Source organism: Rudaea sp. 3F27F6, from assembly GCF_005503555.1.
Taxonomy (GTDB): Bacteria; Pseudomonadota; Gammaproteobacteria; order Xanthomonadales; family Rhodanobacteraceae; genus Rudaea.
This window is the reverse complement of record NZ_SCNG01000005.1, coordinates 350,074-367,419: the sequence shown is the minus strand read 5'-3', so window position 1 is coordinate 367,419 and position 17,346 is coordinate 350,074. Positions and strand designations below refer to the sequence as shown.

17 protein-coding genes are annotated in these 17,346 nt (G+C 63.8%); 7 read left to right on the top strand and 10 right to left on the bottom strand.

Features of this window, described 5'->3' with window-relative positions:
• Positions 1–4: 4 nt before the first annotated feature.
• Positions 5–1,096: an iron-sulfur cluster carrier protein ApbC gene (gene apbC / locus FFS30_RS19295; protein ID WP_137914819.1), complete on the bottom strand. Its 1,092-nt coding sequence runs from the start codon at positions 1,094–1,096 to the stop codon at positions 5–7.
• Positions 1,097–1,220: 124 nt separating this feature from the next.
• Between apbC and FFS30_RS19290 the strand changes: the two genes are divergently transcribed.
• The 4 genes from FFS30_RS19290 to FFS30_RS19275 all read left to right on the top strand — a co-directional run bounded on the left by FFS30_RS19290 (position 1,221) and on the right by FFS30_RS19275 (position 5,257).
• Positions 1,221–1,667 (top strand): DUF2147 domain-containing protein, encoded by a 447-nt coding sequence (locus FFS30_RS19290; protein WP_137914818.1) that lies wholly within the window; start codon positions 1,221–1,223, stop codon positions 1,665–1,667.
• A gap of 230 nt (positions 1,668–1,897) precedes the next feature.
• Positions 1,898–3,061 carry a glycosyltransferase family 1 protein gene (locus tag FFS30_RS19285; RefSeq protein WP_171014741.1) on the top strand — a complete coding sequence of 388 codons (1,164 nt, stop codon included), beginning with the start codon at positions 1,898–1,900 and terminating at the stop codon, positions 3,059–3,061.
• On the top strand, positions 3,058–3,609 hold the full coding sequence (locus FFS30_RS19280; protein ID WP_137914817.1) for a phosphatase PAP2 family protein: 552 nt from the start codon (positions 3,058–3,060) through the stop codon (positions 3,607–3,609). The genes FFS30_RS19285 and FFS30_RS19280 overlap by 4 nt, the downstream gene beginning before the upstream one ends.
• Before the next feature lie 271 nt (positions 3,610–3,880).
• Entirely contained in the window at positions 3,881–5,257 is a 1,377-nt protein-coding gene (locus FFS30_RS19275) for an N-acetylmuramoyl-L-alanine amidase (protein WP_212742523.1), read from the top strand.
• A gap of 150 nt (positions 5,258–5,407) precedes the next feature.
• Here the strand turns inward: FFS30_RS19275 and FFS30_RS19270 are convergent, their stop codons facing one another.
• The 3 genes from FFS30_RS19270 to FFS30_RS19260 form a co-directional block, all read right to left on the bottom strand.
• Entirely contained in the window at positions 5,408–6,448 is a 1,041-nt protein-coding gene (locus FFS30_RS19270; RefSeq protein WP_137914815.1) for a hypothetical protein, read from the bottom strand.
• A 201-nt stretch (positions 6,449–6,649) separates the two neighbouring features.
• The gene (locus FFS30_RS23955; RefSeq protein WP_171014740.1) at positions 6,650–8,728 is read right to left on the bottom strand and encodes a CHAT domain-containing protein; all 2,079 of its coding nucleotides are present in this window, start codon (positions 8,726–8,728) and stop codon (positions 6,650–6,652) included.
• A gap of 428 nt (positions 8,729–9,156) precedes the next feature.
• Positions 9,157–10,038, bottom strand: a complete 882-nt coding sequence (locus FFS30_RS19260) for a carbon-nitrogen hydrolase family protein (RefSeq protein ID WP_137914814.1) — start codon at positions 10,036–10,038, stop codon at positions 9,157–9,159.
• A 96-nt stretch (positions 10,039–10,134) separates the two neighbouring features.
• On the opposite strand from FFS30_RS19260, the gene FFS30_RS19255 reads away from it, so the two are divergent.
• Complete coding sequence (locus FFS30_RS19255; protein ID WP_137914813.1) at positions 10,135–10,932, top strand: DUF72 domain-containing protein; 798 nt, start codon at positions 10,135–10,137, stop codon at positions 10,930–10,932.
• A 295-nt stretch (positions 10,933–11,227) separates the two neighbouring features.
• A complete protein-coding gene (locus FFS30_RS19250; RefSeq protein WP_137914812.1) occupies positions 11,228–12,472 on the top strand; it encodes a TCR/Tet family MFS transporter in 1,245 nt (414 codons plus the stop codon).
• A gap of 22 nt (positions 12,473–12,494) precedes the next feature.
• Here the strand turns inward: FFS30_RS19250 and FFS30_RS19245 are convergent, their stop codons facing one another.
• From FFS30_RS19245 to FFS30_RS19225, 5 genes are all read right to left on the bottom strand, one after another.
• Positions 12,495–13,415: a hypothetical protein gene (locus FFS30_RS19245; protein WP_137914811.1), complete on the bottom strand. Its 921-nt coding sequence runs from the start codon at positions 13,413–13,415 to the stop codon at positions 12,495–12,497.
• Positions 13,412–14,101, bottom strand: coding sequence for a GNAT family N-acetyltransferase (locus tag FFS30_RS19240; RefSeq protein WP_137914810.1), 690 nt, complete (start codon positions 14,099–14,101; stop codon positions 13,412–13,414). The genes FFS30_RS19245 and FFS30_RS19240 overlap by 4 nt, the downstream gene beginning before the upstream one ends.
• Positions 14,102–14,106: 5 nt before the next feature.
• The gene (locus FFS30_RS19235; RefSeq protein WP_137914809.1) at positions 14,107–14,487 is read right to left on the bottom strand and encodes a hypothetical protein; all 381 of its coding nucleotides are present in this window, start codon (positions 14,485–14,487) and stop codon (positions 14,107–14,109) included.
• Between the two features lie 100 nt (positions 14,488–14,587).
• Positions 14,588–15,385 (bottom strand): DUF4349 domain-containing protein, encoded by a 798-nt coding sequence (locus tag FFS30_RS19230; protein ID WP_171014739.1) that lies wholly within the window; start codon positions 15,383–15,385, stop codon positions 14,588–14,590.
• A gap of 281 nt (positions 15,386–15,666) precedes the next feature.
• On the bottom strand, positions 15,667–16,053 hold the full coding sequence (locus FFS30_RS19225; RefSeq protein WP_137914807.1) for a YciI family protein: 387 nt from the start codon (positions 16,051–16,053) through the stop codon (positions 15,667–15,669).
• Between the two features lie 194 nt (positions 16,054–16,247).
• Here FFS30_RS19225 and FFS30_RS19220 point away from each other — a divergent pair, with 194 nt between their 5' ends.
• Positions 16,248–16,691, top strand: a complete 444-nt coding sequence (locus FFS30_RS19220) for an SRPBCC family protein (protein WP_137914806.1) — start codon at positions 16,248–16,250, stop codon at positions 16,689–16,691.
• Positions 16,692–16,791: 100 nt separating this feature from the next.
• On the opposite strand, the gene FFS30_RS19215 is transcribed toward FFS30_RS19220, so the two are convergent.
• The gene (locus tag FFS30_RS19215) at positions 16,792–17,277 is read right to left on the bottom strand and encodes a hypothetical protein (RefSeq protein WP_137914805.1); all 486 of its coding nucleotides are present in this window, start codon (positions 17,275–17,277) and stop codon (positions 16,792–16,794) included.
• Between the last annotated feature and the right edge of the window lie 69 nt (positions 17,278–17,346).

The following is a 17,346-nucleotide window of genomic DNA, read 5'->3' as shown; positions in this document are numbered from 1 at the left end:
GTTGTCAGGTGTTCTGGATGACGATCTTCGGAAAACCGGCCGCCTTGCTGCGCGCGCGCAGGCTGAGCTGGGCGGCGGTCTTGCGTGCGATCTCGGCATAGCTCTGCGCGAGCGCGCCGTTCGGTTCCGCCGCAACCGTCGGCACGCCACCGTCGGCCTGTTCGCGGATGCGGATGTCGAGCGGCAGCGAACCGAGCAGCGGAACGCCATATTGCGCGGCCATCGCCGCACCGCCGCCCGCACCGAAAATATGTTCGCTGTGACCGCAGTTCGTGCAGATATGCAGGGCCATGTTCTCGACGATACCGAGCACCGGCACGCTGACTTTCTCGAACATCTTCAACGCCTTCTTCGCATCGAGCGTGGCGATGTCCTGCGGCGTCGTCACGATCAGCGCGCCCGAGACCGGCACCTTCTGGCACAGGGTCAGCTGGATATCGCCCGTACCGGGCGGCAGGTCGATGACCAGATAGTCGAGGTCGATCCAGTTCGTGTCGTTGAGCAACTGGGTCAGCGCCTGGGTCACCATCGGACCGCGCCAGATCATCGGCGTGTCTTCTTCGATCAGGAAACCGATCGACATGGTGGCGATGCCGTGCGCGATCTTCGCCTCGATGCTCTTGCCGTCTTTCGAATCGGGTTTGCCCGACACGCCCATCATGCGCGGGATGCTCGGCCCGTAGATGTCCGCGTCGAGCAGGCCGACCTTGGCGCCTTCGGCGGCGAGCGCGAGGGCGAGATTCGCCGCCGTGGTCGACTTGCCGACGCCGCCTTTGCCTGAGGCGACGGCGATAACGTTCTTCACGTTCGGCAGCGGGGTCAGGTCGTTCTGCACTTTGTGCGCATGCACGCGCGAGGCGATGCCGACGGTCACCTGACCGATCTGCGGATCGGCCTGCAGCGCGCTGCGCACCTGCTGCGCCAGCGCGCCTTCCCATTGCTTCGCCGGGTAACCGAGGACGATGTCGACCGCGACCTTGTCGCCGTCGGCGCCGACGCCTTTCAGCGCGCCGCTTTCGGCGAGCGTCCTGCCCGTATGCGGATCGACCACGGCGCCGGCGAGGCGCTCGGCCGATTCCTTGATGCTTTGCGTCATGGATGTACTGCGAGACTTTGGATAGGATCGCCAATTGTAACCAACTGTGCGGGACCGTATTGACCCGCGCCGCATCGGTTTCCGATCCGCGCACAACAAAAACCACCACAACCAGGGAGTCGTCATGCGTTCGTACACTTTTCTCTTCGCCGCTTTCGCCGCGTTCTGCGCCGCCCCGGCCTTCGCCGCCGACACCACGCCGGTCGGCAGCTGGACCACGTTCACCGAAGACAACAAGCCGAAGTCGCATGTCGAGATTTCCGAGAACGGCGGCATCCTCAGCGGCAAGGTCACCGAGATCATGATTTCGGAAAAGGGCCCGAATCCAGTCTGCGAACTCTGCGAAGGCGAGTTCCACAACAAGCCGGTGCTCGGCATGACCATCCTGCAGAACTTCAAGAAGAGCGGCGACGACACCTGGGAAGGCGGCACCTGCCTCAAGCCGCAGAACGGCAAGGTCTACAAGTGCAAGATGCGCCTCGTCGACGGCGGCAAGAAACTCGAAGTGCGCGGATTCATCGGCTTCGCCCTGCTCGGCGAAACCCAGGTCTGGCAACGCGTAACGCCGTGACGATTGCGGGTCACCCGTAGAAGCAAGAACGTCCCAGCGGGGCCGGGCAATCCGGCCTCGCCTTGCCGGATCGATTTCCGGCGCAGCTCACTCGTCCGAGCGCTTTCTCTGAAACGCACGGACCGCATCCGATTCGTGACGCAGCCGACCGCGTAACGCGCTAGACATAAATCCGTAACCCCTCGTTCAAGCATGCCGACTAGCCTGCATCAAACGCAGGAGTGCCGCGCATGCGCATCGCCATGGTCACCGAGACGTTTCCACCGGAAATCAACGGCGTGGCCCTGACCGTGGCCGGCCTGGCGCAAGGTCTGCGCGACGCCGGACACGCGGTGCAGGTCGTGCGTCCGCGCCAGACCGAAGACGACGCCGACGAGAACGGCCCCGACATCCTCGTGCGCGGCGCGCGCCTGCCCAAGTATCCGGGCCTGCAGTTCGGCCTGCCGACCGCACGCCGTCTGCGCAAGCTCTGGAAGGACGAGCGCCCCGACGCGATCTACGCGGCCACCGAAGGCCCGCTCGGCTATTCCGCCCTGCGCGCGGCGCGCGCGCTCGGCATTCCGGCCGCGACCGGGTTCCACACGCGCTTCGACGACTTCGCGCGCCACTACGGCTTCGGCTTCCTCACTCCGGTCGTGTTCGCCTACCTGCGCCGCTTCCATCGCCAGGGCGCGGCGACCCTGGTGCCGACCATCGAGCTGCGCGATTTCCTTATCGAGAACAAGTTCGGCAACGTCGTCCTCCTGCGCCGCGCGGTCGACAACGCGCTGTTCTCGCCGACGCACCGCGACGAAGCGCTGCGCGCGCAGTGGGGCCTCAAGCCGGGCCAGATCGCGGTGATCTACGTTGGCCGCATCGCCCCGGAAAAGAACCTGCCGCTCGCCGTGCGCGCGTTCCGCGAGATTCAGAAAATCCATCGCGACGCGCGCTACATCTGGATCGGCGACGGCCCGGCGCGCGCCGCGCTCGCCGCGGAAAACCCCGACTTCATCTTCGCCGGCATCCAGCGCGGCGACGAACTCGCGCGGCATTTCGCCAGCGCCGATCTGTTCCTGTTTCCGAGCCTGACCGAAACCTTCGGCAACGTTACTCTCGAAGCGCTCGCGAGCGGCCTGCCGACCGTCGCCTTCGACTACGGCGCGGCGCGCGAGCACCTGACCGGCGAATGCGGACGCCGCGTGGCGTTCGCCAACGAAGACGCCTTCCTGCGCGCGACGCTCGACTTGGTGCGCAGCGACGTGACCCGCACGGACATCCGCGAGGCCGCCGTCGCCGCGGTCGCCGAACTCAATCCCGTTTCGGTCACCGCGAGCTTCGCCAAGCTGCTCGCGGGTCTGGGACCGACCAACAACAAACTGGCCGGCAACGGCAAATTCAGCGAGGGAGCGACATGACCGCGACGCAACTCTGGCAAAACCTCGAACTGCGCAGCCGCGAAGTCGGTCTGTGCCGCCGCGCCAATCACTGGGGTGCACGCCGCGCGATCGCGCGCTTCTTCGGTGTGATCAGCCGCCTCGGCGACGGCGTCTTCTGGTACGTGCTGATGCTCGCGATCGCGATCTTCGGTGGCATCAAGGGCGTCCACGTCGCGCTGCAGATGGCACTGACCGGCATCGTCGCGGCCTCGATGTACCGCGGCCTCAAACGCTGGACGCGGCGCCCGCGCCCGTTCCGCACGCATCAGGACATCGTGCCGCTCGTGCTGCCGCTCGACGAGTTCAGCTTTCCCTCGGGACACACCCTGCATGCGGTCACCTTCACGATCGTCGCGTTGGCGTACTTCCCGTGGCTGGCACCGCTGCTGATTCCATTCGCACTGCTCGTCGCAGCTTCGCGCGTCGTGCTCGGCTTGCATTACCCGAGCGACGTGCTCGCCGCCACGCTGATCGGCTGCGGCCTGGCCTGCACCTCGCTGTGGGTCACCACCTTGCTGCCGATCTGACCGTCGAACCGACGATCCCGTCCGCCCACGCGTCGCAGCACATTCGCGCGACGCAAAATAATCACCGACCATTTTGAATAACCGCGCCCATTTTCAAAAATGGGCCGTTGTACGCCGCCGTTCGGCGTATTACGCTGCACCCCGATTTTTATCCGACGCAAACCGCGATTTTGGTAAAATCCAAGGGGGATTTATGGCTCGGTGTCCATTTGCCAAATGGCTTCCCATCTCGGGCTCGTGCGGCCCCTATGTGAGCGGGCCGTATCGTATCGTGCATCACACCACCGAAGGCAGCACGGCCGAAGGCGCAATGGAGGCGTTTCGCAGCGGCCGATCCGATCCGCATTTCACCGTGAGCGCGACGGATATTTTCCAGCACATCGACACCGCCGAGGGCGCGCGCGCCCTGGAACACCCGCCCGGCATCGAGACCAATCGCGATTCCGCCGTGCAGATCGAACTCGTCGGCTTCGCCCATCTGCCGAAGAATCCGCAGGCGCTCGCCAACGTCGCGCGCCTCTGCCGCTGGATCGAAGCCGAGCACGGCGTGCCGAGAGTCTGGCCCGACGGACCGCCCAAGCCGGCGGTCAACGGCCAGGACCCCGGCGGCCACAATCGCAATCCGCAAATCTGGGTCAGCCAAGGCGGCCACTACGGTCACTGCAACGTGCCCGGAAACACGCACTGGGATCCCGGCTACACGGCGCAAGAGTCGGCCTTCGTCCTCAGTGCCGAATTCGACGCGCAAGGCCATTTGATCGAGCAACCGCATCAAGCGCTGCTGAAGCCGATGCGCCAAGCGCGTGCGCCGAAAGGCGGCGGCAAAGCGAAATCGACGATGCCCGATCACAACATCGTCGCCGTCGGACTCGAAGCGTATGTCCGCGATCTCATCCTGCCCCCCGCGCCGATCGCATTGATGCGCGGAGGACTTGCTCCGGGCAAGAAGCCGCGCGCGGCAAAAACGACGATCGCGCGCGGGCGGACTGCAGCGCCGCCGCTCGCGGCCAAGGTCGACGTCGGCAGCCTGCTGTCCTTCGTCGACGGCGTCGGCGAGCAGCAGAAGGAAGACGTGCTCTACTCCGTTCAATTGGCCCAGCGTGCGGCCAGCGGCGCCTGCGACCGCTTCACGCAGACGCGCGCGTGGTACCAGAAATACGTGGAAGTCCTGGAAAACCTCGGCTGGACGACGGAGCAGTTCGCCTTCACCAGCTTCGATCAGAGCGAAGGCGAATTCCGCATGGACCAGGCCGCGCTCAAGATCATCACCGCCATCGCGACGCAGAACCAGCTCGCGGTGCTGCAGCAGTCGATCGCCGCGCTGTCTTCGCTGACCGAAGAGGACGGCGCGATACGCATGTTCGACTTCCATGCTTCGACCGGCGACAGCGGCAATTTCCAGCTCGGTTCGGTGCAGAGTTCCGACAACGGCGCGCTCAGCATGGCGCTCGGCGCGTTCTACTTTCGCAGCACGGACGAGCGCAAGCGCTTCCTGTTCTTCAAGTGGGGCGCGCGGCAGGTGAATTTCTGGACCGCCGCGCAGCGCATGACGCTGAACACCGACTTCTATGCGCGCAGACGCAAGGACGTGATCGCGAAGCTCGAAAGCGACGCGTCGCAGTTTATCGTCGATCTCAAACTGGGCTGACGGCGATCGTCGTTCTCGCGGCGCCCGGCAAAGGCTCCGCGAGCGACATCGTTACCGAATTTAACGGAGCGTCCGATCCAAGTTCGGCGACGGCGCCGCACACCTCGAACGGTACGGCGGCCGCGCATCGCTTTGCGCTAGCGTGCCGCGCTAGATCACCCGATTCGGAAAGAGCGTCTTCAACGCGTCGCGAAACATCCCGGCGAACTGGTCGAAGCCCTTGGATTGCGGATGCAGTTCGTTGTGCCACGAACTCGGCTTCGGATCCAGCGTCCCCTGGGTCGAAATAATCGTGATCTTGCCCGGATGCGCCGCGCTGAGACTATCCAGCATGCCTTTGAACTGCAGCAGCATTTCCTTGACCACCGCGGCCGCCGTCACCGGCTGAGTGATGCGATGCAGATCGAGCGCCGGCTTGAGCCAAGGGCCGTGGCCGCAGATGCCGCGACCGTCGGGTATGGCAAAGTCGTAGCAGTGAAAGACGAGCTGCGTGGTCGGACTGAACGTGTCGCGCATGGCGATCAGATCCTCGTAGCCCGCGCGCACGATGCCGAGCGCCGAGTCGAACCGCGGCTGATTGATCAGGCTTCCTGGCGACGCACCCTGCTGGAAGTCGCGGATCCACAGCGCCATCGGGTTGTCGACGATGTCGTTGCCGCCACCCGAGAAAAGTACGACGTCCCACGGCCCACCGGCCGGACAGCCGCTCTGCAGATTCTGCTGCAAGCGTTTGCGCTGTTCGACGCCGAGCATAAAGCGAACCTCATCGCCCGCCGCGGCCATATTGAGAATCGGAACGCCGAGACGCTTCTCCAGCCTCGGCACGATGCCGCCGCCGAAAAACGGCACCGGATATTCGAACCACGAATCGCCTTCGGCCATCACCTGCAGGGGCTGAAACGAACCGGCGTCCGCGCTCAATGCGCGCCGGCGGCCCGCGCCGCCCGACGCCGGCTGCGCTTTCTTCACGCCGCGCTGCTTCATGATCGCCATCGTCGCCTGATAATCGCGCAGTTGCTGCGCGCGTTCCTTGTTGCGCTGATCGATCAGACGCTCGCGCTCTTCGCCGAACAATTCCAGAGCGACCGGCTGCTCCACCGGTGCCGCCGCGCGTCGGATTGCGCGTGCCGGAGCCACTGTACGCGTCGGAGCCGCGGCGCGCACCAAGGCGCGCGCTTCTTCGAGACTCACCGGAGATTTGTCGTCAATCTCTTCATGAATCGCGGCCGGAGACCTGCGCCTCTGCGCGAGCTTGGAACCCGGTTTCGCTCCTTTTTTCGGGCTACCGGTTTGGCTGCCCTTGCTCTTCGACGTCCCTTTGCCCTTTCTGCTTTTCGTCGCCATCGATGTTCTCCTCGTAGGAAAATCGGTACGGATTTATGTCGGCCAAATCTAAGTCGTGCCCGGCGCCGCCGTCTGGCTTTGCGGAGGCTCGCACAGAACCGTTGCAGGATCGCGCGCATACACGACGGGAACGGCCCAATCGATGATCTCGCGCTGCGGCAGACAGTTCACCGCGATCCGCGCTTCGCAGGCAGCCTGGCCGATCGTCTTGCCCTGGCTCAAAGCCCAGTAGAAATATTGGGCGAAATGCGCAGCCGAACTGTCGAGCACGCTGTACTGGTTGGCGACGAGCGCCGGCAGTCCGTGCGCGACCAGCGCCTGGGCCACGCCCTTGTTGAATTCCGCGCGGCCGCCCGTGCCGGTCCGGCAGGCATTCAAGAAAACCAGGTTGATGCCGCGCTGGCAGAACAGTTCGCAAGCCGCGGACTGTTTCAGCACTGCGGCGCCGCCGTCGTCGTCCTCGAATATCAACGAACCTTCCTGGGTGTCTTCGTTGAAGTCGCCGTGGCCGATGAAATGCACGACGTTGAATGCGCCGCTCGACAGTTGCGCGTGAACCTTTGCCGGCGTCGCGCGTGCAAGAAGTTCGACTTGCGCCAACTTTGCCTTCTTGAGCGGAGCGAAGCTGTCTTCGATCAACTGCGTTTCGCGCTCGATCGAAAGCAGGCCATAGCCACTCGGCTGCGCCGATACGACGAGAATGCGCAGCGGACCGAGCGACGGCGCAATGAAATCGGCCGGCACGCCGGTCAGCACGTTGCGCACAAAATGCGTTTCTCCCGTCGCGAGAAAGCTCGCGCGCGCGCGGTCGTAGGCGAACTCCCACGGCTTCTCGGCGATCCACGGCACCATCGAGGTGAAGACGATGTCGAGCCTGCCGCCGTGCTGGCGCGAACGCGCCTCGTCGTACAAGCGCAGAACCTTGTCGCGGAACAAGGCTTCGAACAGATCGCTGCCGAACGCGGCCAACTGCTCTTTGTTCGGCAGCGTGCCTTTGCCGAGATTGGTGTAAGTCTTGATCCGCTCGTGCATGCCGATGATCGAGCCGAATCGCGTCGGCCCCGCGGGCTTGCCCTTTGCGGCTGCGGCGCCCTTCGACGACACGCGCATCGCCGCTTCCACGCGCGCGCCGGCGTAGCTCGCGAGCACGCGCAGGAACTGCGGCCTTTTCTCCGCCTTGCTCGCCGCCGGCTGCGACGCTTGCGGTTCTTCGTACTCGAACGGCGTCAACACGACGATATGAAACGTATCTCTGCCGGCCGCACCATCCTGCAACGGCGATTTGGCCCTCGCCTTCGGCTTTGATGTTTCCTGCGGCTGAGATGCCGCATCGGCGCGCTTGGTCGAAAGCGGATACAACTTACCGGCAAACTGAAAGTCCTTCTTGGTGATGTCGCGTCCGCCCGCAATCGCCTTGCCGTTCTTGGTGATCGCGCCGGGAATCTGGTAGCACATGATCGACAGCGCATCGGCCTCGGTCGTGCCGAGCGTCGACTTCTTCGACAGCGGCGTCAGCACTTGATCGAGCGTCTCCTGTTCCGTCCATCCCTGGGTGCGGTCGAAGTAGGCGACCGCCTTGCGCCGGTCGATCTTCGCAACCAGCTCGCGGCGCATATGCTCGTGCTCGAAGCCGAGAGTGTGTCCGGTCTCGTGCCGGACCACGCGCTTGAACTCGGCCTCGGAGGTATTCATCGTGAAGCCTTCGAGATTGAGCGTCGGCTGATCCTTGTCGATGCCGAGTATCTGCGTGCCGATATACGACCAATATCCGGCGACTTCCGCTGGCTGATCCAAGCGCGCGATGCGCACCTGACCCGTCTCCCGCGTTTCCGCGAAACTCACGTTGGCCGTCTTCGACCAGGCATTCATGTGAGTGAGGATTCGCCTTCTCAACTCCGGCTCCGGATTGTCGAGAAACTGTACGCTCAAGCGCACACCGTTGGTCGGCCATTTGTGGTTGATCGCAACGGTGAGGCGTCTCGGGCCGCCGCGTCTGCCGATCTCGCTGCGCGCGACGATCCGGTGCCCGTCCGCATTCGCGGGATTGATTTCGATACTGCGCCGCAGGGCGGCGTCCGCCTGCGTGGCGGTGAGCGGCATGGTCCGGCAAACGATGATTTCCGACATGAGCACAGCTCCTTTATTCGTCCCGATTTGAAATGCCGCTTGCGCCGCTCATGCCGGCCTCGTTTCTTCGCTACCACACGACTACATAAGCCGCATCGAGTTCCGCATTCATTGCGATTGCCGAATTCTATTGCACGAAGATCGATTACAATGCAAACGAAATTTTCAATCCAGAATTGTCGATTTTAATTGCAAATGTACAACTGCATCCGATGATTCCGCAGTCGATCAAATGTCTCGCGAAGCGGTTTTTACGAAGCAACGAATCGAGTCGGCCAACAACGTCGCCGGCATAGATCCGTCATCCCGCTTTGCGCATATGAGATGACACGATTGTTGCAGTGGCTGAGACGCACGCAAAACCGCGCACGCCGTCACGCGCACTGTGACGCGCGCCGCTGATCGCGCATGGCGTTTTGCGACGAAATCTACAGAACTTCGACCGTGGCTCGGGCCACGCTCGGACGCGACTGCTGCAGCCAATCGGCCGGAACGGCGACTTGCGCATTGCCCGCGGTCGCCTCCAGCGCGGCGAGATCGACTTCCGCGATCAGCCATGTTGCGCCGGGCTGCGCTGCGGCGACGACGCCGTCTTCCGGCAGGCCGCGGTCGCTGGCGACGTAGAGCGCCGCGCGGCCGGTGTTGGTGTCGAGCGCGGGATTGTCGGGCGCTTGCCCCGCGGTGACCGACTGCGCAACGTAGATGCGGTTTTCGAGCGCGCGCGCCATGCAGCCGATGCGCACGCGCGTCGCGCCGGCTTCGGTGTCGGTGCAGCTCGGCACGAGCAGCAAGCGCGTGCCGGCTTCGCGTTGCGCGCGCGCGTAGAGCGGGAATTCGCTGTCGTAGCAGATGGCAATGCCGATGCGTCCGTGCGGCGTATCGAACACTTTGAGTGCGTCGCCGGGCTCGATCACGCGCGCGGCATTTTCGAAGCCGGTCAGGGTCAGCTTGTCCTGAAAGACGTGCGCGCCGTCCGGCGCGAACAGATAGGCGCGATTGCGATAGCGGCCGTTCGCCTGGGCGAGAAGAAAAGTGCCGGCGAGCAGATGGATACCGTGCTTGACCGCCAGCGCGGAAAACAAACGCAGCCAATCGGCATGGATCGGCTGCAGCGCGGCCAGGGTTGCCGCAAAGTCGGCGCGCGTTGCCGCGTCCAATGTCGCGGCAAGTTCGAGTGCGAGGTATTCCGGCAGCACGACGATGCGCGCGCCCTGCCCGGCCGCCGACTCCGCTTCGGCCGAAATGCGTGCGGCGAATTCCGCGAACGAAGCGGGCGCCTCGATGCGCCATTGAGCCAGGGCGATTTTCATAACGACAAAGTCTAGCGCAGCGCATAAGGGCGATGCGCATGCATGGCAGCGCCGTCGCATTTCCAATACGATGGGCCGAGACACGAGGACACCGCGATGGACACCCGTATCCGCGCTGGCATCGGCGGCTGGAACTACGCGCCGTGGCGCAACCACTTCTACCCGGCGAAATGGCCGCAGAAGCGTGAGCTCGAATTCGCCAGCCGCCAGCTTTCGACGATCGAGATCAACAGCACCTACTACAGCCCGCAGAAGGCGCCGACCTATGCACGCTGGCGCAGTGAAACGCCCGACGATTTCGTGTTCTCGCTCAAAGCGCCGCGCTATTGCACCGACCGCCGCGTGCTCGCCGAGGCCGGCAAGGCGATCGACGATTTCGTCTTCGGCGGTCTGGCCGAATTCGGCGACCGCCTCGGCCCGATCAACTGGCAGTTGCCGCCGTACAAGGCGTTCGACCGGGCCGATCTCGCCGCGTTCATAGATCTGCTGCCGCGCGTCCTCGACGGCCTACCGCTGCGCCACGTGCTCGAAGTGCGCCACGCGAGTTTTCTCTGTGAAGAGTACGTCGAGCTCGCACGCAAACAGCGCATCGCGACGGTGTATACCGACTCGCCGAAATATCCGTCGCTTGCCGACGTGACCGGCGATTTCGTCTACGCGCGCCTGATGCGCAGCGAATCGCAGATCGACACCGGCTACGCCGCGATCGACCTCGATGCCTGGGCGCAGCGCGCGCGGATCTGGTCCGGCGGCGCCGATCCGACCGACCTGCCCCGCGTTGCCGACAGTGCCACACCGACCGCGCCGCGCGACGTGTTCATCTATTTCATCAGCGCAGCGAAAGAGCGCAATCCCGCGGCCGCGAAAGCTCTCGGCGAACGCATCGGCCGGTAAATCTGCCGAGGTACGAACTCACGCTGGACCCCGCGCGCGGATTGAAACCGCTCGCGAGCTGAGTATCCGCACGACGACGCGCTTCGCTTCGATGTGCCATGCGACACATCCACCGCTGCGCCGGGTTGCGCTATGCGAATGCTCGTGTATCATGCGCATCCTGCAACACGTAAGTTCCGAGGTCCGCCATGCAGAGTGTTTCCAACATCTGATGTAGCGCATTGACGGGCGCACCGCGCGTCCGCCGCTTCTTTTTTTGCGTGCCTTCGGCGCGCACTCCTCGGACAACTCAATCATGTCACTACCTGCCTTTCGCGCCGGCAAGGCCGCGATCGCGTTCATTCTCGTCACCGCAATGCTCGACATCGTGGCGATGGGCATCGTCATCCCTGTTCTGCCTTCGCTGATCGAACAATTCTCCGGTTCCAATTCGCGCGCCGGCATCATCAACGGCATCTTCGTCGCGCTGTGGGCGTTGATGCAGTTCGTCGCCTCGCCGATCATCGGTTCGCTGTCGGATCAATACGGCCGCCGTCCCGTCATCCTGATATCGACGGCCGGGCTCGCCATCGACTATGTGCTGATGGCGCTCGCGCCGAATCTCTGGTGGCTCGCGTTCGGCCGCATCGTCGCCGGCATCACCTCGGCCAGCTTCACGACCGTCTACGCCTATATGGCCGACATCACCACACCGGAGAACCGCGCGCGCGGCTACGGCCTGATCGGGGCCGCGTTCAGTGCCGGCTTCGTCGCCGGACCGCTGCTCGGCGGCGTACTCGGCGAATGGTCGCCGCGCGCGCCGTTCTGGACCGCGGCAGCGATGAGCGCGATCGCGTTCCTCTACGGCGCTTTCATCCTGCCGGAATCGCTGGCGCCGGAGCGGCGCATGGCATTCTCGTGGAGCCGCGCGAATCCACTCGGCGCGCTGCGCCTGCTGCGTTCGCACGCCGAACTGACCGGACTCGCCGTGGTGAACTTCCTGCTCTACTTTGCGCACCACGTGTTCTCGGCCGTCTTCGTCCTCTACGCGGGCTATCGCTATGGCATGAGCGCGTGGCAGGTCGGCATGCTGCTCGCCCTCGCCGGTTTGCTCGAACTGATCGTGCAGGGCACGCTGACCGGACCGGTGGTGAAGCGCTTCGGCGACCGCAAGGTCATGGTGTTCGGCCTGTTCGCCGGCACCGTGGGCATAGGCTGCATGGGGCTCGCGCTGAACGCATGGGCCTTCACTTTGGCGATGTTCCCGAACGCCTTGTGGGCGTTGGCGATGCCGACCCTGCAGTCGCTGATGACGCAGCGTGTATCCGAATCGGAGCAAGGCCAGTTGCAGGGTGCGAACAACAGCGTCGGCAGCATCGCCGGCGTGGTCTCGCCGCTGTTTTTCGGCAGCGTCTACGCTGCTTCGATCGGGCCCGACGCGCCGTTTCCGCACGCGGGCACGCCGTTCTTCGTCGCCGCGCTCGTGCTGCTCGCGAGCGCGATGCTCGGCGCATACGTCGCGCGCCGCGCAGTGCGCGCGGAGGCGACCGACGCGGCCTGAAGCCGAGCACGACGGTGCGCGCTCAGTAGAAACGGATGCCCGGCCTGAGCACGCACTGGAAAATCAGCAACAACAGCAACACCGCGATCAGCGGCCGCGCCAGCGATATCTCGCCGGCGCGGCCGCCCGCTTTCGCGTCGTCGATGCGCCAGGCACCGGCCAACATCCAGACCGTGCCGATCCATGCGACCACGAGCGGCGGCATCACCACTTCGATCCATTCGCGCGGTACGCGAAACGCGATGATCGGCAGGATCGCGAGAAAGGCCGGCAGCACGGCCGTCTGCAGGACGAAGCGCGTACGCGCGCCACGTGTCGCGATGCGCGCAGGATCGTCGGCCAGTTCGAGCATTTGCCTGTCCAACCACAATGCAATCGGCGGAATCAGAGCCAAGGCAACCAGAGCGAACACCGCTTTCACCGCTGCGCCGAGGCCAAAATAGCCCATCGCCATGCCGAGGTCGCTGCCGTTGCTGAGCGCGCCAACCGCGACCTGCGGCAGCGCCATAAAGAAACCGCAATAGGCCATCCAGATCAGAAACAGTCGCGCTGTAGTGGATTGGACTGAGCTCCGTCGCAGCAACCACGCGCAGGCAAGTGCAGCTAGCACGGTCGCAACCGCGCCCGTGCCTTGAAAGAGTCGTGCAAGCGGATGATCGCCTTGCCAACTATGATTGTTGTGAAACAAGGCTGCGCGTATGCCCGGCGTGAACGCCTTCGGCAACACGAGAAACAATTCCTGCAGGAAGAACGTGAGATTGAACGCGAGCACGTAGAGCAGCGTCGAAAGCGCCGTCAGACGCCAGTTCCACGCTGCATGTGCATCTCCGCTCGCGGCTGCGGCAACGCGCTTCGGCCCGAACGCTCCAAATAATCCGAGAACAATAGGGCCGACGGCGAGAACCAGGACGACGGCGACAACGACCACGTTAGCGCTGGTCATCGTGCGATCTTAGCGCGCTGCAACGAGTAGAACGGAATGTCGCGGCGCAGACGAAAGCCGATCTGCTCGTAGAGTTTCAGCGCGCGCGGATTCTCGTAACTGACGTGGAGGAACGGCAACCTGCCCTGCTGCAGCGTGTCGTTGGTCAGCATCGCGGTCAGCCGGCGCGCGTAGCCGCGGCCGAGAAAATCCGGATGCGTGCAGATCGCACTCATCTCCTGCGCGGATTCCGCGCCGAGACGCTCGCCGATCATCGCGGCAAGCCGTCCGTCTTGATAGATGCCGAAGTAGCGCCCCATATCCATCGTGCGCTCGCGGAAATAATGCGGATAGACCAGCGCGGTCAGCGCGAGCACGTCGGCACGGTGCATGGCGGTCAGCGCGATCACGTCGGGTCCGTCGATCACCGCAATCGGTTCTTCGCAGATCATCTGCGCGAGTGGGCGGAACGCATCGAGCCGCCAATGCGGCGGCGCCTTCGGCGCGACCCCGATCAGGTAGACGCTTTCATCGGGTGCGACGAGGGCGTCGAGATCGGCAACGTGCGCCTGCTGCGCATCGGCTACGCCGAGAAACGGGGCGTACTGCGCCAGATAGCGGGCGACTGCGCCCGAACGCAAGGCCAGCCTGCCATGCACGCTGTTGAGCGACGACCAGATCGGATTGTCGAGTTCGGGATGGCTCATAGCAGTCAACTGCTCTGCGCGCGCAGTGAACGCGCGATCAAACCGATGCCGCCGAACAGCAACACGAGCATCATCAGCGTATTGAACAGACTGGTCGGACGAAAATACACCTGCAGATTGGCGATCACGCCGGCGATCACGATAGCGAGGCCACCGAGCAGCAGTAGCCATCCCAACGCCGATCTGCCGTTGAAGAACAGCAACGTGACACCGGCGAGGAACGGCACCAGGGAAATGCCGAACGAGTTGTAGCCCCATAGCATCCACGCGCCGCTTGCGACCGTGACTTGGTTCATTAGCAGCCAACCGCCGACCACGGCGAGCACGAAGCCACCGAGAAACTGTCCTACGCCACCGGGCGTGCCGCCCGCACCTGAAACACTCATGTTCTTCCCCCGTGTTTGCGCCGGATCGAAACGGGAACGCTCGCATCCGGCCGAGCGGATCGTGGCGCCATTATCGCCGAAACGCCGCCGCGCCTTTGCGCTAAGCCGAACGGTTTCTCGAAAAGCGTCTCCACGACCAGCGCAGGATCAGTGCCAGCACGAAAACGACGAGCAGCATCGGCAAGGCATAGGCGACGAGCTCGACCGTGTCGACAACGCCTTCGGCGAGTCGCTCGGACGCATTGCGGAACGCTGTGCCGACGCGGCTCCAGCGCGATGCGCGTTCTTCCTTGTCGGGCCGAAAACCGATCGTCAGCAAATTGGTCTCGATTCGGCGCTGCTCGTTCGCCCGCGCCTTGTTCAGTCCGTCAAGATCCGTTTCGATCTGAGCGAGTTCGCGCGTGAGCGCGAGCACGTCAGCGACCGGCAAATCCTTGCGCCCCTGAAATTCGAGCAGCCGCGTCTGCTGCCGGGACAGCAGGTCCTTCTTCCGCTCAATGTCCGCGATCGCCTCGGCGCGATCTTCCGCCTTGGTCTCGCGCGAACCGATCTCGCCGCCTTCGCTGGCGAGCTTGACCAGCGGCTCCACGCCGGCCGGCGCGATGCGCACGACCACGCGGCCGCCGGCATAGCGCGCGCCGCTTTGGTCGAAACTCAACAAGGTGCAGGCGCCGAAGCGCGCCTCGACGCAGGCCACACGCGTCGCATCCATGCGTGCCGTCAGCGTCTCCGCGGGCGCGTTGATCGAAACTGTATGCTCGTAGGCGAGAAAAGTCCCCGGCTTCGAACTTTCGCCGACAAGCGCGGGGGCCATGACAGACTTATCGGCCGATTGGCTCGAACAGGCGGCGACGGTGGTAAACGCCAGCGCCAACAGCAACAGCTTGAGCTTGCTCATTCCTTTCCCCCTCGCGCCTAATCCGCAATATGCGGTCGGGCAATCGACACTGGAAGGATTGAACAAGTTTCCGACTATCTGCAAGCGTGACTCGCGTCTCGTTCGCGCACACGCCGCTATCGCCGCGGCGCTCCTTGTTATTCCTGCGGACGGCCGACCGTGACACTGCCTAGATGGCGAATAAAGCAGCCGGAAAAACCGACCTCGCGGCGCCATTCGCGGCGCAAAAGAACGGCTTCTTCCGCGCCGATCGCGCCGCTCAGCCACGGCGCTCAATCGGTTCAGCGACGATCTTCGCAAGAAGTGAGCGAGTCAAAATCCGGCTCGACCAGTTGGCGAACTTCGCAATCGATCTCCCAACCGTCTTCGACGTGCAGTTCGACGAAGCGCTCGGTCAGCACGATCGCTTCGTCGAGCGACTCGACCTTGAACATGGCAAAACCGCCGATCACTTCTTTCGTCTCGGTGAAAGGCCCGTCGACGATAGCCATCTTGCCGCCGCGCAGACTCACGCGCTTGCTCTGCGCCGTCGGCATCAGACCGGCGGTGTCGAGCAGCTTGCCGCTTTGGGTCATTTCTCCCATCAGCTTGCCCATTTCGCTCATCAGGCGCTGGCTGGGCTGTTTGCCGGTGTTTTCCTGGACGCGGATCAGGGATAGAAATCGCATGGTTGGGTCTCCTTTGAGGTTTGACGGACGGCCCGTTTTTTCTTCATTGCGGGCCGTTTGCCTGTCTACGACGAACGGGCAGCGGCGGAATCGACATCCGGGCCCCGGTTTTTTTCCGCACCGCGATGTCGATTTCAGTATCGCCCAAGCGTCATGGACAATGAGGGCTTCTCCTCGACCAACGAGTAACGACCATGTCCAGCACCATCCGTCTGCACCGCGTCCTGCGCGCCCCGCCCGAACGCATCTACCGCGCTTTCCTCGATGCCGCTGCGCTGAGCAAATGGCTTCCGCCGAACGGTTTCACCTGCACCGTGCACGAACTCGAGGCGAAGGTCGGCGGCCGCTATCGCATGAGCTTCACCAATTTTTCCTCCGGCGGCGGCCACAATTTCGGCGGCACCTATCTGGAGCTGGTGCCGAACGCACGTATCCGTCATGACGACCGCTTCGACGATCCCAACCTGCCCGGCACGATGGTCACCACGATCGACCTGCGTGCGGTGATCTGCGGTACCGAATTGAACGTAGTGCAGGAAGGCATTCCCGACGCGATCCCGCCCGAGATGTGCTACCTCGGCTGGCAGGAATCGCTGGTATTGCTCGGCGAACTCGTCGAGGCCGAAATTCCGGGCTGAATCGCAGCTTCGGTCGAGCGAGGCGAAACTCGAAGCGAGGCCCGACATCTCGCGAATGCCGGTGGGATGCGCAAAAGCTCATCCCACCGCACGTGCCGAATCATTGGCGTTTGCAGGTGAGCGTGTCGCCGACCACGTATTTGTCGTCGCGCATCACCTGCCAATCCACGCGCAGTACGCCATTCGCTGCACGCACGTAAATAAACTTCTGCGCCGGCTGCACCTCCGGCGCGGATGCCCACGTCAACGTGTCGCCCTCCCAACCGCCGGAGCTGAAGCGACGCGCACCGCCGAAGTTGTCGACGATGGCGGCATTGAATTGCTTGCCCTTCGCATCGTATGTCCACCCTTCCACCGCGCGATAGCTGGCCGGGGCGATATCGTCGTGATGCTTGAGCACGGCCGCACCGCCCAAATCGATATCGAAACGCATGGTCGAAGCGATGGTCTTGCCGCTGGCAGGAAACACACCGTCGCAATGCCAACTGCCCAGCAAGGGTTCCATGGCATGGATAGGAACCGTCAACTCCGTGGCACCGGCAGCGCCATAAACCATCGCCAAAGCGAACAACAGCGAAACACGCATTGCGGCATCCTCCAGTCGGGGCGCCGCGAGTCTAGCGAACTGCCGGCCGGCGCGAACCGACCGGAAGTC